This is a genomic window from Planococcus faecalis (assembly GCF_002009235.1).
GTDB lineage: Bacteria > Bacillota > Bacilli > Bacillales_A > Planococcaceae > Planococcus > Planococcus kocurii.
Genome location: NZ_CP019401.1, coordinates 1,487,849 through 1,507,717, shown reverse-complemented (window position 1 = coordinate 1,507,717; position 19,869 = coordinate 1,487,849). Strand labels below are relative to the sequence as shown.

Below are 19,869 nucleotides of genomic sequence, written 5' to 3'. Positions count from 1 at the left end.
TCGTTTTATTTTGATTGGTCGTCCATTTTTAAAATAGCCATGAATGCTTCTTGTGGAACTTCTACAGATCCAACTTGCTTCATGCGTTTTTTACCTTCTTTTTGCTTATCGAGAAGTTTCCGTTTACGGGAAATATCGCCACCATAACATTTAGCAAGAACGTTTTTGCGTATCGCACTAATCGTTTGACGTGCCACAATTTTTTGACCGATAGCCGCTTGAATAGGCACTTCAAATTGTTGGCGTGGAATTAGATTCTTCAACTTATCGACAATGGCTTTTCCACGTTCATAGGCAAAGTCACGGTGAACGATAAAACTCAAAGCGTCTACTTGTTCAGCATTTAACAAAATGTCCATTTTGACCAATTTAGATTCTTTGTAGCCAATTAATTCGTAATCAAAAGAGGCATAGCCTTTTGTCCCTGATTTTAATTGGTCGAAGAAATCATAAACGATTTCAGCCAATGGCAACTCATAAATAATGCTAACACGTGTATCATCAACGTAATCCATTGTTAAGAAATTACCGCGTTTGCGTTGGCAAATTTCCATAACCGCGCCTACGTAATCATTGGGTACCATAACTGTTGCTTTCACATAAGGTTCTTCAACTAGTTGAATTTTTTGTGCGTCAGGCATCATAGCCGGGTTGTCGATTTTCAAAACTTCCCCGTCTGTCATATGAACTTCATAAATTACACTTGGTGCAGTTGTGATCAAGTCAATATTAAATTCGCGTTCGATTCGTTCTTGAACGATTTCCATGTGCAACAAGCCAAGGAATCCACAACGGTACCCAAAGCCCAGTGCTTGAGAAGATTCAGGCTCGAATTGCAAAGCTGCATCATTCAATTCCAATTTCTCTAGCGCGTCACGCAAATCATTGTATTTAGAAGTATCAATTGGGTACAACCCACAATAAACCATTGGATTTAATCGACGGTAACCAGGCAACGCTGAGCTTGCTGGATTATTAGCAAGTGTAATTGTATCACCGACTGTCGAATCACCCACGTTTTTAATAGCAGCTGTTAAAAAGCCAACATCGCCAACTGTTAATTCTTCGCGAAGAGTTGCATGAGGAGTGAAAACACCTGCTTCAATCACTTCAAATTCTTTTCCAGAAGCCATCATTTTTATACGATCTCCAGGTTTTACAGTTCCTTGAACAATCCGAATATACGCTACAACACCACGATAAGGATCGTAAAGAGAATCAAAAATCAACGCTTGTAACGGCGCACTTGGATCTCCCGTTGGAGCTGGAACTTTTTCAACGATTTGTTCGAGAATTTCTTCAATTCCAATTCCGGCTTTTGCTGATGCCAATACCGCTTCAGAAGCATCCAAACCGATTACTTCTTCAATTTCCTGACGAACACGTTCTGGGTCAGCGGCAGGCAAATCGATTTTATTGATAACTGGTAGAATTTCTAATTCATTATCTAGCGCCAAGTAAACGTTTGCTAATGTTTGTGCTTCAATTCCTTGTGCCGCATCGACAACAAGTACAGCGCCTTCACAAGCTGCTAAACTGCGTGATACTTCATAGGTAAAGTCGACGTGCCCTGGAGTGTCAATCAAATGCATAATATAAATTTCGCCATCTTTGGCTTTATAATTAAGCTGAACAGCGTTCAATTTAATGGTAATGCCACGTTCCCGTTCAAGATCCATAGAATCGAGGGACTGTGCTTTCATTTCTCGGGAAGTCAGTGCTTCCGTCTTTTCTAAAATTCGGTCTGCAAGCGTAGATTTACCGTGATCGATGTGCGCAATAATCGAGAAGTTGCGAATTCTGCTTTGCCGAGATAATCTTTCCTCATTATTCATTCTCTTCACTCCTATATAAACTACTATGAATTATAGCAGTACAACAAGCATTGAGCAATAAAAGCTCGTGAATTCATTTTTGCTGTCAAGGAAAACTTCTTTGCACGTAACTATTGCAATCCTTCCGCTGATTTGATAAAATAACTCATGTTGTATAGAGACATTAAAGAGTTGGGATGATTTCCTCTCTTTCATATTGTCTAGGAGGTGAAAGATATGCCAAACATTAAATCTGCAATCAAACGCGTGCGTACGAACGAAAGCAAAAACGTTCAAAACTCGCATACGAAATCAGCAATGCGTTCTTCTATTAAGAAAGCTGAAACAGCTTTGACTAACAAAGACGATAACGCTAGCGATACTGTAAAAGCGGCGATTAAACAGGTGGAAAAAGCGGCTTCTAAAGGCTTGATCCATAAAAACACTGCAGCTCGTAAAAAAGCTCGCTTGATGAAACAAGCGTAAAACATAAAAAAAGCCAGATCCTTTAAAAGGATCCGGCTTTTTTTATTCATTTTAACGTTGTTGTTTGATCGCGCGCTTCATCAAGAAAAATTCCAAAATGCGCTCACGATTGCCACTAAGTGTTTTTAGCTGAAGATCGATGTCTGCTAAATCACCAAGTACCTGCAACAGTCGCTTTTCAGAAATCTGTTGGCGTTTTTCCACTAGTAGCTTAACGCGATAGGGATGCGCCTTTAGTTGTTTAGAAATTTGTTGCGCATGATACCCTTTTTTCTGCAAATAATACACTTGAATCATAAAGCGTATTTGCGAAGCCAGTAAAGCCGCTAATGCTACCGGCTCTTCTTTTTGACGCAACAGGTCGTAGTAAACACTTAGGGCGCCGCTAACATCGCCGTCAAGATACGACTGAAGCATTTTAAATGCATCTTGCTCAAGCGTCCGTGCTGTCATTTGTTCTACAAGGTCTACCGTAATGTCTCCTTCTGCTGCCCCGAGATACAGCGACATCTTCTCAATTTCTGAAGACAGTAATGTCAGGTCGGTACCTGCCATCTCCATTAATCGCTGAGCCGCTTTCAAATCGATGCCTTTGCCAAAATTTTTCGCTTCGTGCATTAGAAAACTTTCTAAGTCATTAGTTTGGAGTGACTTGGCTTCTATTAGTACGGTATGTTGCTTCATCAGCTTGGTTACTTTTTTGCGCTCGTCTACTTTTTCATAAGGCGCTACAAAAATTGTCACCGAACTACTTGGTGGATGTTCTAACCAGGCTTCGAGTGCCTTTAGATCGTGATTGATCTTTTCTTTGCCACGCTCTGCTGCTTTTAAAAACGTTGCATTGCGTGCAATAATCAGCTTGCGGTCACTGAAAAAAGGAATGGTGTCTGCCTCATCAATAACGTGGTCAACCGGTACTTCGTCCAAATCAAAAAAAGTTAGTTCTAATTCTCCGCTGTCCGTCAATTTATCTTTTAGCAAATCCAAGGTTTTTTCAATAAAATAGCTTTCTGTTCCCACGATGAGATAAACAGGGTCTATTTGTCCGCTGCGTATGGCTTTCCACACGGAAGTAATCATCTTATCAGCCTCCCCTTCTTCTACTATATCGGATTTATACGACTTTGGGTATTTGACAGTTATGTGTCAGTAAAGAATTTCACCCTTTAAACTTTACTTCAATCTAGATTTTTACTTTGTCTTCGCTTATAATTAGAAGGAATTAGGAGGGATTTCAATGAATGAATTTGAACAGAATGTACAGTCCAAACGTAACGATGCAATCGACGCGGGAATGGGCTTTGTCGTATCCTTTGGATTTTTCGCCCTTATCTTCATTATCGCCGGAGTTGTAGAATTCGCTGCACGGTAATTAAATCAAAAAAAGGTTTCGGTTTTCATAACCGGAACCTTTTTTTGTTGCATGGAAATGAGCCACTTCGCCGATTTGTCTTATGCCTGTCAGAGCTATACGGGCGCCTGCGCTCTTTGTCCAGACTCCGGCGCCCAGCTCTTCGGGTCATAAGGCCACTCTGCTGTGTGGCAAAGAACGCCACTTCGCCGACTTGCCTTATGCCGGTCAGAGCTATACGGGCGCCTGCGCTTTTCTGAGATCAGCGCATTGTTTCGAGCTTTAACTCTCCTTTATTATAAAGTAATCGGATGGTGCCGTTTTCTGCGGTGTTTAACGTATCAAGTTCCAATTCATCGAATCGGTCGACTACTTCTGGACTCGGGTGGCCGTACCGGTTATCAACGCCGGTCGAAAAAATTGATACAGCCGGATTGAGTAGCGTTAAAAATTCCTCGCTGCTGGACGTTTTACTGCCGTGATGTCCTACTTTTAATACCGTCAGATCAGCGAGTTCGCTGCTGTAAGTTTCTACTAATGCCTTCTCCCCTGCAGCTTCTAAATCTCCTGTAAATAAGACACGGTAATCACCTGTTTTCATAAATAGCACAAGTGAATCGTTGTTGCCTTCGTAAGTAGCATCTGTTGGGGAAAAATAGCTGAATTGCGTGTCCGCAACGCCCCAATTTGATCCAGCTCCCGGAAACACGATATTGGTTTGCTTTGTATAAGGAGCCAATTGAAGCATCAATGCGTTTGTAGCAGATCCCGGTGTTAAATGAAGCTCTTTAACTGGAAACAACTCGAAAATCTCATCTGCCCCTTCTGCATGGTCAGCGTCTGGATGCGAAAGTACAAAAACATCAATTGAAGAAATGCCGTTGCCTTTCAAATAAGGCGCTACAACTTGCCGCCCAATTTCATAAGGTCGTTTCTTCTCTTTAAAAGCTTCTGTGTCAAAGCGCAGCAAGCCACCACTATCGACTAAATACACAGCTTGCCGAAAAGGCAATTCAATTACAGCACTATCGCCTTGACCTATATCGAGAAAAGTTACTTTCAAACGCGGATCGACATAAGGCACAGCCGTAAACAGGAGTGCAGGAACTACTAAAATCAACAACTGACTAAATTGAAATTTTCGCTCAGCGACGCAGTAAAACAAATAAACACTGGCTGCTAAAAGAAACACGATAAAAAGAGTGGGCTTTCCAGGATTCCAAAGTTGATAAGGCAATGCGGCCAGCCGGTTCATGAATTGATCGATCAGTCCGCGCAAAGGTTCATAACCATTAAAAACAACATCTGCTACTGGCTGAGATAAAAAAGTCAGAAACAATAACAGAAAATTGGCCGGTAAAACCAGCAAAGTAAACAAAGGAACAAAAAGGCTATTGACCACAAATGCAGACAACGACAATTCATAAAAATGAAAAAGAAGTAACGGGTATAGTGTCACCTGAGAAATGAATGTTAAGACAAAGCCTGTTTTTATAGCAGATCGGATTTCACTTAGGAACTTTAAAGAGTAAATAATGCCAAAGGTTGCACCATAGGACAACTGAAAACCAATTTTGTACAGGACGTATGGATTCCATAGAATAAAAATGACCACACTAGTTAACATAATACTTGCAATAGGTAACCGGAAGCCGAAAAGCTTGCCTACTAGTACAGCGCATACCATACTAACTGCTCGCCAAACTGAAGGCGCACCACCAGCTAGAACCGCGTAAAGCGGCAATACAACTAACAAAATGACGAGCGCCATCTCTTTTCGAACATGCAAACGGACAAGAATGCCATAAAGCAGACCCGATGCAATTCCAACATGCAATCCTGAAATAGCAAACAAATGAGAAATACCTAAGGTTTGATAGACACGTTGATCTTCAGGATCCATGTTTTCTCGCTCACCAATCAGTAAAGCTTCCGCTTCTGCAACTAGACTTTCTGGGAAATGCTCGCGTATATGATGCTTTAAAGCCTCTCTCCTGCTAAGTAGCCGATTTTTCCACGTATCGTTCTCTGTCACCCCATCTATTGACTGGATGACCAATAACGAGTTTGCTCCATTATGCCGCAAATATTTACTCATATCAAAAGAATAGCGATGCGAGGGAGATGATGGTTGTTCAAAAATACCATTAACTTGAAATATGGAGTCGTCAACTAGACTTTCTAATTGAAGCTTTTGTTCAGCGGAACTTAAGCGGTATCGTGCGTAAACGACTGTACGATCTTCTAGTACTGCAAATCCTCTAAGACTATCGCCATCGATGACTGCACCCGTATGAAATATCAGTGTTCCCGAATAAGGCTGTAGCTTACTAACTAGCTGCTGACTTCTAAAATCCTGTACCAAATACACCGCACAGGTAAATAAAAAAACTGCGACAATAAGAACTCGCCCTTCTTTTTTCCAACACATCCAACTAAAAAGCAGCGCCATGAACACGAGTTGAACCGCTGTTTCATGCGCTGCATATGTAGCAAGAATGGTAGCTGCTGCTAAATATAGAAAAGGAGTAGTTGTTACACTTCGATTTCTCCGAATAATTGATTCACCCGTTCAGTATAATGGGCCAATTCTTCATCACTTCCACCTTTTTCACGCAACTTTTCCAGGAGTTCCATATAAAGAGCAGATTTTTCGACACTCAAAAAATCAATCTTCCGCTCGTCAAATACTACTTGCACGACTTCTACACCTGCCTGCTCTAATAATTCAATGGCATATTCATGATTTTTGTAGTCTGTCGCGTAATAAAGTCGGGCAATTCCGGACTGGATAATCGACTTAGTACATGGCAAACAAGGAAAATGGCTGACATACATATCCGCGCCACTGACGCTAATGCCGTATTTCGCACATTGCAGTAGCGCATTCATTTCTGCATGGATTGTCCGCACGCAATGTCCATCAACCACGTAGCAGCCCTTATCGATGCAATGGTCTCCTCCTGAAATTGATCCATTGTAGCCTCCTGCCATAATTCTTCGGTCACGCACAATGGTTGCGCCGACAGACAGTCGTTGACAAGTGCTTCTAAGTGCGAGCAAATGGCTTTGCGCCATAAAAAATTGGTCCCAAGTTATTCGCTTCATTTAATTGCCTCCTGCTCATGTAGTTAAAATAATTGTAGCAGAGGCATCTATTTCGTCAACCGTCTTTTCTTGTACGGCTTTCTATTTGGCAGAAATAAGATCTTTTAGTTGTTCAAAGGTTTTGTCGCCAATCCCCGTAACCTCGGTTAATTCTTCTGGTGTTTTAAAGCGCCCTACCTCTTCCCGATAAGCAAGGATAGCAGCGGCCTTAGAAGGACCGATTCCCGGTAGTTCCATCAATTCGGTTTCACTCGCCAAGTTGATATCAATCAAACCGCTACCACTAGCTGAAGCTGTCTGAGACGATGCCGCTGGCAAACTGATTTCTTCGCCTACTACTGGTACGTAAACACTGGTTTCATCCACAATTACGAGCGCCAAATTAATAGCACGACTATCGGCTTTTGTTGTGAAACCACCTGCAGCTTGAACAGCATCTTGCATACGGGATCCTGCGGGTAGCTCGTATACACCTGGATGAACCACTTGTCCTTTCATATCAATCATTAAGGTAGTCTCTATTACGGGAACTTCATTTTCTGGAGGTTCTGTCTGCTGAGGGGATTCAGCGTTGATTAGTTCAAGAGAAGTAGCAGGAGCTGTTTCTGACTTACTTTGAGGAAACAAGAAGTAAATTAGTAGCAGCACAATGACAGCTGTGGGGATCAGCAGCCATGCAAATTTGTTCTGAAGCTCGGAAAATTTCAGTTCGCATTCCTCATTTCTTCAGAAGGCAATTAAATAGAAGCTGTTTGAATTATATAATAATTCAGTTGCTGCTGTCTAGCTTTTTTGAATAGACAAAAAGCCACCTGCACGTTGCAGATGGCTCCATCAATTCGCCTCAAACTTTTCTAGCATAGAAGAAAATACGTTCACTTTCTTCATCCGGCACCTGATCTGAAAAATCGGCTGTCACCGACTCTACAGAAAATCCAGCCGCTTCCAACCATTTTGTGTAAGCATCAACAGAAAACGTTCGCTGTTCATGCGTTTCTTCAAAACGTTCGAATAACTCATTGTGACGAACGAAAAAAGTCATGTCGTGAATCACGCTATGTTCTGCTTCTCCAGGCTCAGTATGCCAAATGTACGCAATTTCTTCTGCATCATAAACAAATGGACTGGCCATGTAGACTTTATCCACTTTGACAATGGAATGCACGTCAAAGAAAAAATGACCACCCACATTTAAGGCTTCATAAACTTCTTTAAATGTTTGCTGAACCTGTTGCTCATCCTGCAAATAATTAACCGAATCAATAGCGATCGTCACGATATCAAAATCGGTCAATCCCTCTAAATTATCCATCGACAATTGAAGTACCGGAATTGACTGGTTTGCATCTTGAAAGCGTTGATTGGCAATCGTCAACATGTCTTCAGACAAATCACTCGCTGTTACGTTATAGCCCATTTCAGCAAAAAGCTGTGACAATGTGCCAGTTCCACACGCTACATCCAGCAACTTGCCGGATGCAACATGGGAAGCGACCCACTCCACATACTTTTCGTAAGGAATATCTTCCATCAGCCCATCATAGACTGCGGCAAATTTTCCGTATTTCATATTTCCATTTGCGGAGCTTCTCTCCACAGACGTTCAAGGTTGTAGTATGAGCGCTCGTCTTTATGGAAAACGTGTGCGACTACATCACCAAGATCGACAAGAATCCATCGTGCAGAGTCGAATCCTTCAATGCTTTTCACTTCATGGCCTTCTTCGTGGGCTTTATCCATAATTTCTCTTGCAATTGATTGAACTTGACGATCTGAATTCCCTGTACAGATGACAAAATAGTCAGCTAGCAACGAAATTCCCTCCATATTTAAAACAACGATATCTTCTGCTTTTTTATCTTCTGCTGCGTTATACGCTACTTGTAGTAAAGTTTCTTTAGTCATTCTTTCACTTTCCCTTTCTGTTGCACGAAGTAATTGTAACACTTCAGTGAATCCGGAAATACCGGTTGATTTTTTGATTTTAAAAATTCGATGGAATGTTTGATCGCGGCTTCCATCATAACATCCAATCCTTGATTTTTTAATTGTCGCAATTCTTCAACACCTGAAAATTTGCGGTTTGGTTCGATTAAATCAGCAATATAGACGACTTTTTCCAAATCAGACATCGCTTCACGTCCCGTCGTATGGTAACGAATGGCGTTAAGTACGTCTTCATCGGTAACCCCAAATTCGCTTTTCGCTAAATGAGCGCCTACAGGAGCATGCCAAAGTTCTGCGTGGTATTCGAGTAGTAAAGGATCCATGTTTTCAGAAACGATGACAGATTTCATCCATTCTCGATCTGAAAATTTTGCAACATCATGCAAAATTGCTGCTGTTTGCGCATTGGATTCGGACACTTTAAATGCTTTAGCGAGTTCAGTTGCGGTATCCACTACACCAAGCACATGAGTAAATCGGTTTTCTGGAAGTCGTTCTTTAACGGTCTGAAGCATGTGGTTGTGATCCATACAAGCGCTCCTTTCGAATAAAAGCTTCCACTTTCTCCGGCACCAGAAAGGCGAGGGGCCCGCGTGCAGCAACCCGTTCTCTCAATAATGTGGATGACAATCGCAATTCCGGAGAATCAATCAGCATCACCGGATAAGGTGTCTCTGTAGTATACCCCGGCCGCTTAACACCAATAAAGCGAATCAACTTTACCAACTCATCAATTCGGTGCCAAGAAGACAAACCTTCTACCATGTCGGCTCCAATAATAAAATGGAATTCGACGTCAGGTTCTTGTTCAGACAGTTTTGTTAAGGTATCAAAAGAATAAGAAACTCCACCCTGTTTGATTTCGAAGTCTTCTACTTTAAATTGGTCGTGATCAGAAATCGCGAGCCTAGTCATCGCGAGCCGCTGCTCGGCACTAGCACCTGCAACTTCTTTATGAGGCGCAATATAATTGGGCATAAAACGGACTTCAGCCAATTCGGCCGCGAAAAGCGCTTCACTCGCCATGATTAAATGACCGAGATGAGGCGGATTAAATGTTCCGCCTAGAATCCCAACTTTTTTCATCTTTTAACCGGTAGCTCGATTCGTTTATTATGAACCGATTGTTTGTAAAGTACGACAGTGTGACCAATCAATTGAACCAACTGTGATTTTGTGCCTTTAGCAAGAGCTACTGCTACTTCATCTTTGCCGTCTTCATTGTTTTGAAGAATACTAATTTTGACCAATTCGCGCTTTTCTAATGCTTCTTTGATTTGAACGAGCATGGCATCACTGACGCCGCCTTTACCTACCTGGAAAATGGGTGCAAGATGATGTGCTTCGCTTTTCAAAAAGCTTTTTTGTTTAGTTGTTAACATAAGTGCCTCCTAGTTTTTCTGTGATCATTTGGATCATTTTTTCAGTATTTGGCTGTATCCCTGTCCATTTTTCAAAAGCAATTGCTCCTTGATAAACAAACATACCAACGCCATTTGAGATAATGCAATTTTTTTCTCGTGCTTTTTTCAAGAACGGTGTTTCCAGTGGATTATAAATAATATCCGCTACTAAAGTTCCTGATTTTACTCGGTCCAGTGAAATCGGCAACGCTTCACCTGTCGCTAATCCAACAGAAGTCGTTTGAATCACAATTGCAAATTCATCCAATTGTTGTTCAGATTCAATGAGCGTCATGGCAGAAGCATTTGTTTCTGCCGCTAGCTCTTCTGCACGCCGGTAGGTTCGGTTGGTAATGGTCACATTCGTAAAGCCAGCGCGCTTCAAAGCAAAAGCAATTCCTCTTGCCGCACCACCTGCGCCAATCAGTAACACTTTTGATGTCTTATCGATGACATGAACAAATAGCGAGCGAACAAAGCCGTCACCATCTGTATTTGATCCAACATAATGAGTTCCATCAAAATTCACCGTATTGACAGCATTCATTTGCGAAGCACTTTCTTCTAGTTTTCCTAAAAGTGGAACAATGGATTGCTTGTGCGGAAGTGTAATATTAAAACCACTGATGCCCAATGTTTTCATAGCTTCCAATGACTTTTTCAATTGCGACGGTTCCACATGAATCGGTAGGTAAGCAGCTTCTATGCCATGTTCATCAAACCACGATTCATGCATAAATGGGGATAAGGAATGAGCAATTGGATCACCAATTACTGCGTACCATTTCTTCATCTAAAAACCTCCTAAATCAACGATGGGCGTAAGAGAACTTCCACACCCTTAGGCGCGTGAGCAGCAATAACGGCGTTGCCGTGCTGTATAGTAATCCAACCAAGTCCAGAAAACACAATATCCATTTTTGCATCTTTGACACTAAATTCGTGGCGCACCAACTCTGGAAAATCGTCTTTGTATTCAGCTGACGGTGGTGCTAGCATATCGCCTAGATGTTGTGCGTACAAAGCATCCGCGTTCTCTAGTTTAGTTCGGTGAATCCCTAAGTCATTAGCAATGTGGACAGTGAATGATGAACGCTCACCTTGAATAAAGTCAAATCGTGCCAATCCGCCAACAAATAATGTTTGCCCTGCATTTAATTGGAACACACGAGGCTTAATTTCTTTTTTCGGCATAATTTGTTTGAGATCTGCTGTTTTTAAATGGTGAGCCAATTGATGATGATTGATAATTCCTGGTGTATCAAATAATGAACGTTTATCATCCAAAGGAATTTCAATCATATCCAATGTCGTTCCAGGGAAATGTGAAGTCGTAATGACATCTGCTTGCCCTGTCGCTTGCTTAATCACGCGGTTGATGAATGTCGATTTCCCAACATTCGTACACCCTACCACATAGACGTCTTTGCCTTTACGGTATTTTTCGATTGCTTCCATCGCTTCTGGAACTCCGGTTCCTCTGTGAGCACTTACCGTTAATACGTCAATCGGTTTCAATCCTAATTTTTTAGCTTCTTGTTTCATCCAGTTGATTAATTTAGGCTGTTTCACTGACTTCGGTAACAAATCCGCTTTATTGGCAATCAGTAAAATATCATTATTCCCGACAAAACGGTGAAGACCAGGAAGCCAGCTGCCATTAAAATCAAAAATATCGACGATTTTGACAATCAACCCCTCGCGTTCGCCCAAGCCGTTTAAAATCTTCAGAAAGTCATCATCCGTTAATGAAACAGGCTGAAGTTCATTGTAATTTTTCAGGCGAAAACAGCGTTGACAAATAATTTCTTCTTTTTCTAACGAAGACGGTGGTGCATAGCCTACCTCTTCTTTATGTTCAGTTTGAATCTGCACACCGCATCCGATGCAAGTTGGCATTTCGCTCACTTTTCTTCCTCCCACATCAATTGTCCTTTTTCTTTCAACTTCTTCATGATTTTACGCTCGACTCTTCGGTTAAAACGAGTAAAAAAGCCATCTGACTGCGCTACTGGCAATACTAGTATGGTATGCATCTTGTTCAAATTGCCTCCGAAGATATCCGTTAACATTTGATCTCCAATAACCACGACTTGATCGCGTTTTGCTTCCATAATGCGCAGTGCTTTTCTAAAAGCGCGGCCCATCGGCTTACGAGCTTGATAAATAAATGGAATTCCTAAAGGATCCGCAAACGACTTGACGCGCAATTCCTTATTATTGGAAACGATTACTACTTGAATACCGGCATCTTTCATCGATTTCAGCCATTCAATCAATTTCGGGGTAGCATCTGGACGATCCCATTCTACAAGTGTATTATCTAAATCCGTAATTATCCCTTTAATATTCTTTTCAATTAATATTTCTGGCTTAATGTCAAAAACGTCTTTTACATACTCACTAGGTACAAAATTTTGATACACTCTAACTCACTCCTGTTTTCCGAACTTAATTCTATTGATTATACCATATTTCCTAGTGCTTCTCCCACCTTGATCCGTTGTCCAGAAGACATATCTTCGACAAATCTAACGGAATTGTTCTCAAAAAACAACACAACCGTTGAACCAAAGCTGAAATAGCCCACTTCGCTGCCTTTTTCCCAGTCACTACCGGTCTCTGTGAGTTTAATAGAATTTACAAACATGGCACCGACTTTGACGACCAACATCTTGCCAAACTCAGTTTCTAACTCCGTAATCATCCGGTAGTTGCCACTGATCGGCGCTTTGCCGTATTGCAATCCAGCTGCGTTAACCGGATATGATTTTTTGCCAAGCACATATTGTCTCTTCACTGTGCCATCAGCCGGACTGTGGATACGGTGATAGTCAGCTGGCGATAAATACAGCACTGCGTATTTCCCGTTTTGGTAGCAATCAGCTAAATCGCTATCCCCTAACAAGTCGGCTAATGAATAGTCGTGTCCTTTCACAAAAAAACGACTATCTTTTCGTAGGTCCCCAATGATTTCAATTTTCCCATCCACTGGAGACACGACAGAAACTTCAGCAATTGGCCGACTACTGCCAGTAAGTTTACGAACAAAAAAATCATGAAGTGTCTGAAAGCTTTCTAAAGGTTTTTCGATTTCATCCGTTGCGATTTGATATGTTTTTATATAGCTCGGTATAAATCTGCGGCTTTTTTGAGAACCGGCAAATTGGCGAATTAAATTAGAAGTAAAAGCTCCGTTCGTTAGTTCTATTGAACGCTGGTACAAATATTTTTTCATCGAGATGCCTCCGTTGCTAAAATAGTCTACCATTATTTTACCTTTCGCAGTATAATAGATTGAACAAGTTTACAAAAAAAGAAGGAGTGTTTTCCATTGTTAATAATCGAAAGAATGGATCACACCATAAAAAAGCTGAAGTCACAGGCCGCAAACTCCATTACGATTGGTAATATGTTGTTTGGCGGGGCTTCTCTTATGGCCACTTTAAATGGATCTTATAGCTATAGCGTGCTATTTATATTTATTGCAGCTTTTTTAGACCGCTTTGACGGTATGGTGGCAAGAAAGTTTAATCAAGAATCTGATTTAGGCAAACAACTCGATTCAATGAGCGATTTGTTGTCCTTTGGTGTTGCACCCGCAATTTTAATTTATCAACTTGTCTTGTCAGACTTCGGTTTTATTGGAATGGTTTTTACTGTACTTTATCTGTCATGTGGCGCTTTTCGCTTGGCGCGTTTTAACATTTCAGACTCGACTGGATACTTTACTGGGTTGCCTATTACAGCTGCAGGTACAGTTATCACTTTATCGTATTTTGCGTTGTCGGTATTTTCACCGGTCGTCTATATGTTTTTATTTGTTCTTTGTTCTTTGTTAATGATCAGTACCTTTACCTTGAAAAAAGTTTAAAAAAAGCTGAGTGACGTTAAGAAAACGTCCCCAGCTTTTTTATTTTGTCTTCACAAAATCAGATACGTGCGGCTAGCTGGCTGATGACACTGAAAACAATTTCTGTTGAATGCTTAGCCGCTACAGGCAAGAATTCTTCAAACGATACCGATGATTCTTTTCCGGCAATATCTGACAATGCACGAATGACGATAAAAGCCACATCAAATTGATAGCACACTTGCGCAACTGCCGCCGCTTCCATTTCAGCTGCTTTCATCGACGGGAAATGTTCCCGCACTTTTGCGACACGCTCTGGATCGTTCATAAATGAATCTCCTGTAGCAATCAATCCAACCGCATAATCGTGCTGCCCCATTTCCTTAACTGCTTTAACGGCTAGCTCAATCAATTCTTTATTAGAAGTAAAAGCTGCTGGCAATTGAGGTACTTGGCCCATTTCATAACCAAAGACAGTTACATCTACATCATGGTGACGAACTTCGTCTGAAATCACGACTGCACCGACTTCTAGTTCCTCATCAAAACCGCCTGCTGAGCCAATATTGATAACAATATCAGGTTTATATTGTTGAAGTAAAATCGTCGTTGACATGGCCGCATTTACTTTACCAATTCCGCTTTTTAACAATATAATTTCCTGTTCTTCGTATGTACCTAAAGTAAATTCGCATTTTGCAATTTCTTCCGTTTGCGGATTTTCTAGTCTACTTCTTAATAATTGAACTTCTTCTTCCATTGCACCGATTACACCGATTCTCATATTGCCATTCCTCATTTCATCTTAATTTCATTACAATTTCATTTGATAAAAGAAAAAGACGCCTTTATTAATAGGCGCCATTAAGCGTTTTTAAGACGTCCATTTTTACTGGTTTCCAGCCTTCGCCATCGACCCATTCCATATGGACGCGGTATTTTTCAGATTCATCTTTCGACTGAACAGTCGCTATCGATTTCTGCGGACCACCGCCATTTTTTATCATCATGACATACATATTATTTTGATCAAGGCCGGTCGCATAAGAAACGGCTTGAACTTTTTCGTTCCAGTCAGCTGAATTTTTTTGATAGACAGAAACATGATCGCCTTTTTGCTTCGTGCCAATCGGCTCCCAGCTGGTGTTAATCACGGTTTCTTCGACAATCGGATCGCTCGAGTCTTCCCGTGTAATTGTTCCACCTTTAATGGCAGACTCTTCTTTTTCTTTTTCTTCTTCCGCTTTTTTAGCGGCCTCTTTTTCTTTTTCAGCAGCTTCTTTTTCAGCAGCTTCTTTTTCTTTAGCTGTTTCTTCAGTGCCTTCGCTGTCTTCAGTACCACTCGTTTGTTCGTCGATTTCAGGCGAACTCGCTACTTGATCCGGATCTTGAGCTTGTTCGTTCCCTCCGCCAAAAAGCATGGAAACTCCAATTATGAGAATCAATGCAAATACCAAGCCAATCAAAATGTTCAAAATCGAATTTGATCGGTTTTTCTTTTTCTTCAAACGAGAGGGATACGGCTTTTCTTCGTTATTCATGGAATGTCCCCCTTTCTTAATAGTTTACCATTAATACACTATGACAAATTTGACGTTTCAGCGTTAAATACGTTTCATTTACAGTTCAACTAATGAGAAACGGCCATCCTTTTTAAAGAATGGCCGCTTGATCACGTGATTGAAAGAATCTTGATTTCCATTTCTCCGCCTGGTGTTAATACTTTAACATTTTCACCAATCGTGCGGCCAATCATGCTTTTCGCAATTGGAGAATCGTTTGAAATGCGACCTTCTAAAGGATCTGCTTCTGCTGATCCAACAATTGTATAAGACTCTTTATCGCCATCTGGAACTTCTATGAATGTTACAGTCGTCCCTAAGCGAACGACATCTTTGTTTGATTCATTTTCATTTATGATAACTGCGTTACGGATCATCGATTCAAGTGTTGAGATGCGACCTTCTACAAAAGCCTGATCTTCTTTCGCAGAGTCATACTCAGCGTTCTCAGATAAATCACCAAAATCACGAGCGATTTTGATTCGTTCGACTACTTCTTTACGTTTAATTGTTTTTAAAAAATCCAGTTCATCTTCCAACTTCTGCTTTCCTGCAGCTGTCATTGGAAATTGTTTTTCGTTAGCCATTGTTCCCACTCCTTCAACTGCTGACCTGGATGCCTACATCCGTCAGTCTCGTATCATCATATTATAGTTTCACTATCTATTCAAGAATAGTTTTAATTTTTGTAACCATTAAATCGATTGCCACTTCATTTTGGCCACCTTCAGGAATAATTACATCGGCATACCGTTTTGTCGGTTCAATAAATTGATTATGCATCGGTCGAACAACCGTTAAATACTGTTCAATAACAGAATCGATTGTCCGCCCGCGTTCATTAATGTCACGCAATAGACGACGAATAATGCGCAAATCACCATCTGTATCGACGAATAATTTAATATCCATTAGTTCACGCAAACGCGGATCTTCAAGTACTAATATGCCTTCCAGTATAATAACATCTTTTGGCTCGATTACTACAGTTTCTTCTGCACGTGTATGTAAAGCATAATTGTAAACCGGTTTTTCGATTGCACGACGCTCAAGCAATTCGTTGATATGATCAATTAACAAATCCGTATCAAATGCTAATGGATGGTCGTAATTTGTTTCCAAGCGCTCATCAAAAGCCAAATGACTTTGGTCTTTGTAATAATAGTCCTGCTCGATGACGACGACTGAGTTTTCTTTAAAGACTTCATAAATTGAATTCGTTACACTCGTTTTTCCCGAGCCCGAACCCCCTGCGATTCCAATAACGACCGGCCGTTTAGTAGACATATTAGTTAGCTCCCTGTAAATCTCTTTTTAGTGTATTTATTTCTTTCTGCAAATCAGTATGCCATCACCTGAGGATAATAATTCTGTATCATAGCACGGGTGATTGAGCATATGTTCTTTAAAAGTCGCCAAATTGCGAATCATCGTCCGTTTCCTTCTCGGTACGTCCGACAATGGCATATCTGAAAGACCATGCATGGTCATGTTATCGCAATAGATAATACCACCTGTTGGCAATAACGTTTCGTATTTGTCGAAAAAGCGCTCGTATTGACCTTTGGCAGCATCTATAAAAATTGCATCATACTGCGGTTTCAGTTGGGATAGTTCCAGTTCTAGTGCATCTGCATGATAAATACGGATGCGACTCGCTAACTCTGTTTGAGCAATAAATTCCAACGCCTTTTGATACCGTGAGTCATCGCGTTCTACAGTATCCACTGTGCAAGCAGGTAACGCCTCAGCCATTTTAATCGCTGAAAAACCAATCGCTGCACCAATTTCAAGAATCTGTTTAGGCTGTTGAATTTTTAAAAGTTCAACTAGCTCTCCGATACCTTGATCCTCCATGATGGGAATGTGATGCAGAGCAGCATACGTCTGAATCGCTTTAAGCGTCGTTGATAATTGATTGGTCACCATACAAATAAGCTCCTTTTCGACTCAGCAAAAATTACTTCAAATCTTACCATAAAAAGAGAAGGAAAGCGAGGACGCTTCCTTCTAAGTGGTTTACTCTCCAATATACTCGTCTCGATTCTTCAAATGCTCTTCGTAAGTTTTAGCAAAGTGATTCTTGCCTTCCTTGTCCGCTAAGAAATAGAGGTAATCGGTTTTTGCAGGGTCTAGTACTGCTTGAATCGAAGAGCCTCCTGCATTTGCGATAGGTCCCGGTGGCAACCCTTTGTTTTGGTATGTGCTGTACGGGTGTTCAAATTCGTAATCCTTGTTAAACAAACGCTCTTTGTGTTTGCCCATTGCGTAAATTACAGTTGGATCTGTCTGCAATGGCATATCGTCTTCTAAGCGATTGTAAAAAACACTAGCAATCGTTTGGCGATCAGATTGTGCTGTGGCTTCTTCTTCTAAAAGAGAAGCAAAAGTCAATAACCAATGAGGCGACTTTTCGAGTTCTTCTAAGACACCTTGGTATGGTACAACGTTGGATTGTGTCGCATTGAGCATTTGCTCAATAATTAACGTTAACGATGGCTCTTCTTCATACATAGGATAAGTTGCCGGGAATAGATATCCTTCAAGAGGGTGACGAATATTATCACCTCGTATTTCGTCAGTCAATAAATCTGGATATTTAACCATCAACTCTTCAATATATGCAGGGTCATCAATTTGTTTCAGAAATTCTTCTGCCGTATACGATGTTTTTTTAGCGATAACATTTTCAGCGATTTCTTCAACCGTTAAACCTTCTGGAACATTAATGGTAAACAACGGTTCATGATAAACCTTACCCGTTTTCAAACTTTCCGTAATTTCATCCAGCGTCATCGACTGCATCAAATCATAGGTTCCTGCTTGAAACTCAGATTCATTTTTAAATTTGACATAGTATTTATAGATGCGCGCGTCTTCAATCACATTATTTTCTTCAAGCAGTGCCGCAATGCTGTCCAGACTCGAACCGATTGGGACTTCAACGGTAATCACTTTTTCTGAGTCGGCATCTACCGGCTCTAAGGCATCAGTGACATAGCTATAGGTTTTAAAACCTGCAATCCCAATGATAATTACTAGGATCAGTGCGACTATTAATACGATGCGTCGGACGACTCTCACTTCCTTCTTTTTTTCTTTCATACGTTCAAACATAATTTCTTTTTTTGATGGTTTCCCCACGGGTTTTCCCCCTAGCTTTTCTGTACTGCAAAAGTTGAGCTAGTTATAGCTCACTTCTACCAGTATACAAGAAAAGTGCACAAAAGAAAAAGGCGGAATCAGCAATCAATTCCGCCCTCATCTTTTTAAAGCTCTTCGTTTTCTTCTTCTTCGTCAAGGAACGTGTTCAACATTTCTTCAATCATGTCCCACTCTTCATCAGTTTCAACTGGGCGAAGCTCTCCGCCACCTTCAGTTTCATCTGATTCAGGGTTTTCTGTGAATGAAGATGCGTGAATTTCAATTTCGCCTTCTTCATCTTCTTCAGCGCCAATTGGGAAATACAAAACATATGATTTTCCGAAATCTGCTGATTCAAATGTAAACAATACTTCAAATAATTGCTCGTTGCCGTTTTCATCAACGACTGTAATGTGTTCTTGTCCGTGTTCCATTTGCGTCACCTCATTATTTTTTAAAATCAAGATAGCCCTGCAAAATCATGACTGCTGCCATCTTGTCGATCACTTTTTTGCGATTTTTGCGACTGACATCCGCGGAGATTAACATCTTCTCTGCTGCAGACGTTGTAAGCCGTTCATCCCATAGGACCACCGGTATACTATACGCTTCTTTCAGCAAATCTGCAAATCTTTCGGATGCTTGAGCACGTGGCCCAATTGAATTGTTCATGTTTTTCGGGTACCCCACAACTGCTTCAGTCACTTCATATTGTTTGATTAGTTCACCGAGACGGACCATGCCAAATTCCTCGATGGCTTCATTTATTTTGATGGTTTCGATTCCCTGAGCTGTCCAGCCCATCGGATCACTAATCGCGACTCCAATTGTTTTCGAACCAACATCAAGTCCAATTATGCGCATCCTTATTCTCCGTTATTCTTCTTAATATAGAACTTTACAAGTTCCTCTAGAATTTCATCCCGTTCTAGTTTGCGAATCATATTTCGCGCATCCTGATGGCGAGGAATATAAGCCGGATCACCTGATAATAAATATCCGACGATCTGATTGATCGGGTTATAGCCTTTTTCTTCAAGTGCAGCATGGACCTGTAGCATCACTTGCTTCACTTCTTGCTCCATCGACTCATCAGACGAATCGAATTTCATAGTTCGATCAAATGAACTCACGACAAGCACCTCGCTTTCGGATTTTAAATAGGAATAATTGCTCCTGCTGTCTGCTTCTTATTATAACC

26 protein-coding genes are annotated in these 19,869 nt (G+C 41.0%); 3 read left to right on the top strand and 23 right to left on the bottom strand.

The features are described 5' to 3' along the window. Positions 1-5: 5 nt before the first annotated feature. Positions 6-1,835, bottom strand: coding sequence for a translation elongation factor 4 (gene lepA / locus AJGP001_RS07515; protein ID WP_058385575.1), 1,830 nt, complete (start codon positions 1,833-1,835; stop codon positions 6-8). 216 nt (positions 1,836-2,051) lie between these two features. Here lepA and rpsT point away from each other — a divergent pair, with 216 nt between their 5' ends. After that, positions 2,052-2,300 carry a 30S ribosomal protein S20 gene (rpsT, locus tag AJGP001_RS07510; RefSeq protein WP_058385576.1) on the top strand — a complete coding sequence of 83 codons (249 nt, stop codon included), beginning with the start codon at positions 2,052-2,054 and terminating at the stop codon, positions 2,298-2,300. 51 nt (positions 2,301-2,351) lie between these two features. Here the strand turns inward: rpsT and holA are convergent, their stop codons facing one another. Then, positions 2,352-3,380: a DNA polymerase III subunit delta gene (gene holA / locus AJGP001_RS07505; RefSeq protein WP_071154366.1), complete on the bottom strand. Its 1,029-nt coding sequence runs from the start codon at positions 3,378-3,380 to the stop codon at positions 2,352-2,354. 157 nt (positions 3,381-3,537) lie between these two features. Here holA and AJGP001_RS07500 point away from each other — a divergent pair, with 157 nt between their 5' ends. Further along, positions 3,538-3,672, top strand: a complete 135-nt coding sequence (locus AJGP001_RS07500) for a YqzM family protein (RefSeq protein WP_078080335.1) — start codon at positions 3,538-3,540, stop codon at positions 3,670-3,672. Between the two features lie 241 nt (positions 3,673-3,913). Here AJGP001_RS07500 and AJGP001_RS07495 read toward each other — a convergent pair whose 3' ends face one another. The 12 genes from AJGP001_RS07495 to AJGP001_RS07440 form a co-directional block, all read right to left on the bottom strand. Continuing rightward, positions 3,914-6,082 carry a DNA internalization-related competence protein ComEC/Rec2 gene (locus AJGP001_RS07495; RefSeq protein WP_245830256.1) on the bottom strand — a complete coding sequence of 723 codons (2,169 nt, stop codon included), beginning with the start codon at positions 6,080-6,082 and terminating at the stop codon, positions 3,914-3,916. A gap of 104 nt (positions 6,083-6,186) precedes the next feature. Beyond that, entirely contained in the window at positions 6,187-6,759 is a 573-nt protein-coding gene (locus AJGP001_RS07490; RefSeq protein WP_078080333.1) for a ComE operon protein 2, read from the bottom strand. 81 nt (positions 6,760-6,840) lie between these two features. Next, positions 6,841-7,266 (bottom strand): helix-hairpin-helix domain-containing protein, encoded by a 426-nt coding sequence (locus tag AJGP001_RS07485; protein WP_245830254.1) that lies wholly within the window; start codon positions 7,264-7,266, stop codon positions 6,841-6,843. A 337-nt stretch (positions 7,267-7,603) separates the two neighbouring features. Continuing rightward, a complete protein-coding gene (locus tag AJGP001_RS07480; RefSeq protein WP_058385581.1) occupies positions 7,604-8,329 on the bottom strand; it encodes a class I SAM-dependent DNA methyltransferase in 726 nt (241 codons plus the stop codon). Further along, complete coding sequence (rsfS, locus tag AJGP001_RS07475) at positions 8,326-8,664, bottom strand: ribosome silencing factor (RefSeq protein ID WP_058385582.1); 339 nt, start codon at positions 8,662-8,664, stop codon at positions 8,326-8,328. Before rsfS ends, AJGP001_RS07480 begins: the two co-directional genes overlap by 4 nt. Beyond that, on the bottom strand, positions 8,661-9,236 hold the full coding sequence (gene yqeK, locus AJGP001_RS07470) for a bis(5'-nucleosyl)-tetraphosphatase (symmetrical) YqeK (protein ID WP_071154365.1): 576 nt from the start codon (positions 9,234-9,236) through the stop codon (positions 8,661-8,663). The genes rsfS and yqeK overlap by 4 nt, the downstream gene beginning before the upstream one ends. Further along, positions 9,205-9,792 (bottom strand): nicotinate-nucleotide adenylyltransferase, encoded by a 588-nt coding sequence (locus AJGP001_RS07465; protein WP_058385584.1) that lies wholly within the window; start codon positions 9,790-9,792, stop codon positions 9,205-9,207. The genes yqeK and AJGP001_RS07465 overlap by 32 nt, the downstream gene beginning before the upstream one ends. Then, a complete protein-coding gene (gene yhbY, locus AJGP001_RS07460) occupies positions 9,789-10,088 on the bottom strand; it encodes a ribosome assembly RNA-binding protein YhbY (RefSeq protein WP_058385585.1) in 300 nt (99 codons plus the stop codon). Before yhbY ends, AJGP001_RS07465 begins: the two co-directional genes overlap by 4 nt. Further along, on the bottom strand, positions 10,075-10,902 hold the full coding sequence (aroE, locus tag AJGP001_RS07455) for a shikimate dehydrogenase (RefSeq protein WP_071154364.1): 828 nt from the start codon (positions 10,900-10,902) through the stop codon (positions 10,075-10,077). Before aroE ends, yhbY begins: the two co-directional genes overlap by 14 nt. Positions 10,903-10,913: 11 nt before the next feature. After that, positions 10,914-12,017: a ribosome biogenesis GTPase YqeH gene (yqeH, locus tag AJGP001_RS07450; protein ID WP_078080332.1), complete on the bottom strand. Its 1,104-nt coding sequence runs from the start codon at positions 12,015-12,017 to the stop codon at positions 10,914-10,916. After that, positions 12,014-12,535: a YqeG family HAD IIIA-type phosphatase gene (locus AJGP001_RS07445; protein ID WP_058385588.1), complete on the bottom strand. Its 522-nt coding sequence runs from the start codon at positions 12,533-12,535 to the stop codon at positions 12,014-12,016. Before AJGP001_RS07445 ends, yqeH begins: the two co-directional genes overlap by 4 nt. A gap of 38 nt (positions 12,536-12,573) precedes the next feature. Beyond that, entirely contained in the window at positions 12,574-13,347 is a 774-nt protein-coding gene (locus tag AJGP001_RS07440; RefSeq protein WP_058385589.1) for a phosphatidylserine decarboxylase, read from the bottom strand. Between the two features lie 96 nt (positions 13,348-13,443). Between AJGP001_RS07440 and pssA the strand changes: the two genes are divergently transcribed. Beyond that, entirely contained in the window at positions 13,444-13,983 is a 540-nt protein-coding gene (gene pssA / locus AJGP001_RS07435) for a CDP-diacylglycerol--serine O-phosphatidyltransferase (RefSeq protein ID WP_058385590.1), read from the top strand. Positions 13,984-14,041: 58 nt separating this feature from the next. On the opposite strand, the gene mtnN is transcribed toward pssA, so the two are convergent. From mtnN to AJGP001_RS07390, 9 genes are all read right to left on the bottom strand, one after another. Beyond that, positions 14,042-14,746 carry a 5'-methylthioadenosine/S-adenosylhomocysteine nucleosidase gene (gene mtnN / locus AJGP001_RS07430; protein WP_058385591.1) on the bottom strand — a complete coding sequence of 235 codons (705 nt, stop codon included), beginning with the start codon at positions 14,744-14,746 and terminating at the stop codon, positions 14,042-14,044. 67 nt (positions 14,747-14,813) lie between these two features. After that, positions 14,814-15,503 (bottom strand): DUF1510 family protein, encoded by a 690-nt coding sequence (locus tag AJGP001_RS07425; protein ID WP_078080331.1) that lies wholly within the window; start codon positions 15,501-15,503, stop codon positions 14,814-14,816. A 131-nt stretch (positions 15,504-15,634) separates the two neighbouring features. Then, positions 15,635-16,111 carry a transcription elongation factor GreA gene (greA, locus tag AJGP001_RS07420; protein ID WP_071154363.1) on the bottom strand — a complete coding sequence of 159 codons (477 nt, stop codon included), beginning with the start codon at positions 16,109-16,111 and terminating at the stop codon, positions 15,635-15,637. Positions 16,112-16,187: 76 nt separating this feature from the next. Continuing rightward, on the bottom strand, positions 16,188-16,832 hold the full coding sequence (udk, locus tag AJGP001_RS07415; RefSeq protein ID WP_342743354.1) for a uridine kinase: 645 nt from the start codon (positions 16,830-16,832) through the stop codon (positions 16,188-16,190). A gap of 15 nt (positions 16,833-16,847) precedes the next feature. Next, positions 16,848-17,453: an O-methyltransferase gene (locus tag AJGP001_RS07410; protein WP_058385595.1), complete on the bottom strand. Its 606-nt coding sequence runs from the start codon at positions 17,451-17,453 to the stop codon at positions 16,848-16,850. Positions 17,454-17,543: 90 nt separating this feature from the next. Next, complete coding sequence (gene mltG, locus AJGP001_RS07405) at positions 17,544-18,668, bottom strand: endolytic transglycosylase MltG (protein ID WP_143039551.1); 1,125 nt, start codon at positions 18,666-18,668, stop codon at positions 17,544-17,546. Positions 18,669-18,793: 125 nt separating this feature from the next. Continuing rightward, positions 18,794-19,102, bottom strand: a complete 309-nt coding sequence (locus tag AJGP001_RS07400; protein ID WP_058385596.1) for a DUF1292 domain-containing protein — start codon at positions 19,100-19,102, stop codon at positions 18,794-18,796. Between the two features lie 13 nt (positions 19,103-19,115). Continuing rightward, on the bottom strand, positions 19,116-19,532 hold the full coding sequence (ruvX, locus tag AJGP001_RS07395) for a Holliday junction resolvase RuvX (protein WP_058385597.1): 417 nt from the start codon (positions 19,530-19,532) through the stop codon (positions 19,116-19,118). Between the two features lie 2 nt (positions 19,533-19,534). Beyond that, positions 19,535-19,801 carry an IreB family regulatory phosphoprotein gene (locus tag AJGP001_RS07390; RefSeq protein WP_058386921.1) on the bottom strand — a complete coding sequence of 89 codons (267 nt, stop codon included), beginning with the start codon at positions 19,799-19,801 and terminating at the stop codon, positions 19,535-19,537. Positions 19,802-19,869: the final 68 nt, after the last annotated feature.

What these genes read in the sequence shown, in the direction of transcription:
- lepA (WP_058385575.1), bottom strand. Translation starts at nt 1,835, where the DNA reads ATGAATAATGAGGAAAGATTATCTCGGCAAAGCAGAATTCGCAACTTC.
- rpsT (WP_058385576.1), top strand. Translation starts at nt 2,052, where the DNA reads ATGCCAAACATTAAATCTGCAATCAAACGCGTGCGTACGAACGAAAGC.
- holA (WP_071154366.1), bottom strand. Translation starts at nt 3,380, where the DNA reads ATGATTACTTCCGTGTGGAAAGCCATACGCAGCGGACAAATAGACCCT.
- AJGP001_RS07500 (WP_078080335.1), top strand. Translation starts at nt 3,538, where the DNA reads ATGAATGAATTTGAACAGAATGTACAGTCCAAACGTAACGATGCAATC.
- AJGP001_RS07495 (WP_245830256.1), bottom strand. Translation starts at nt 6,082, where the DNA reads ATGTGTTGGAAAAAAGAAGGGCGAGTTCTTATTGTCGCAGTTTTTTTA.
- AJGP001_RS07490 (WP_078080333.1), bottom strand. Translation starts at nt 6,759, where the DNA reads ATGAAGCGAATAACTTGGGACCAATTTTTTATGGCGCAAAGCCATTTG.
- AJGP001_RS07485 (WP_245830254.1), bottom strand. Translation starts at nt 7,266, where the DNA reads ATGATTGATATGAAAGGACAAGTGGTTCATCCAGGTGTATACGAGCTA.
- AJGP001_RS07480 (WP_058385581.1), bottom strand. Translation starts at nt 8,329, where the DNA reads ATGAAATACGGAAAATTTGCCGCAGTCTATGATGGGCTGATGGAAGAT.
- rsfS (WP_058385582.1), bottom strand. Translation starts at nt 8,664, where the DNA reads ATGACTAAAGAAACTTTACTACAAGTAGCGTATAACGCAGCAGAAGAT.
- yqeK (WP_071154365.1), bottom strand. Translation starts at nt 9,236, where the DNA reads ATGGATCACAACCACATGCTTCAGACCGTTAAAGAACGACTTCCAGAA.
- AJGP001_RS07465 (WP_058385584.1), bottom strand. Translation starts at nt 9,792, where the DNA reads ATGAAAAAAGTTGGGATTCTAGGCGGAACATTTAATCCGCCTCATCTC.
- yhbY (WP_058385585.1), bottom strand. Translation starts at nt 10,088, where the DNA reads ATGTTAACAACTAAACAAAAAAGCTTTTTGAAAAGCGAAGCACATCAT.
- aroE (WP_071154364.1), bottom strand. Translation starts at nt 10,902, where the DNA reads ATGAAGAAATGGTACGCAGTAATTGGTGATCCAATTGCTCATTCCTTA.
- AJGP001_RS07440 (WP_058385589.1), bottom strand. Translation starts at nt 13,347, where the DNA reads ATGAAAAAATATTTGTACCAGCGTTCAATAGAACTAACGAACGGAGCT.
- mtnN (WP_058385591.1), bottom strand. Translation starts at nt 14,746, where the DNA reads ATGAGAATCGGTGTAATCGGTGCAATGGAAGAAGAAGTTCAATTATTA.
- AJGP001_RS07425 (WP_078080331.1), bottom strand. Translation starts at nt 15,503, where the DNA reads ATGAATAACGAAGAAAAGCCGTATCCCTCTCGTTTGAAGAAAAAGAAA.
- greA (WP_071154363.1), bottom strand. Translation starts at nt 16,111, where the DNA reads ATGGCTAACGAAAAACAATTTCCAATGACAGCTGCAGGAAAGCAGAAG.
- AJGP001_RS07410 (WP_058385595.1), bottom strand. Translation starts at nt 17,453, where the DNA reads ATGGTGACCAATCAATTATCAACGACGCTTAAAGCGATTCAGACGTAT.
- AJGP001_RS07400 (WP_058385596.1), bottom strand. Translation starts at nt 19,102, where the DNA reads ATGGAACACGGACAAGAACACATTACAGTCGTTGATGAAAACGGCAAC.
- ruvX (WP_058385597.1), bottom strand. Translation starts at nt 19,532, where the DNA reads ATGCGCATAATTGGACTTGATGTTGGTTCGAAAACAATTGGAGTCGCG.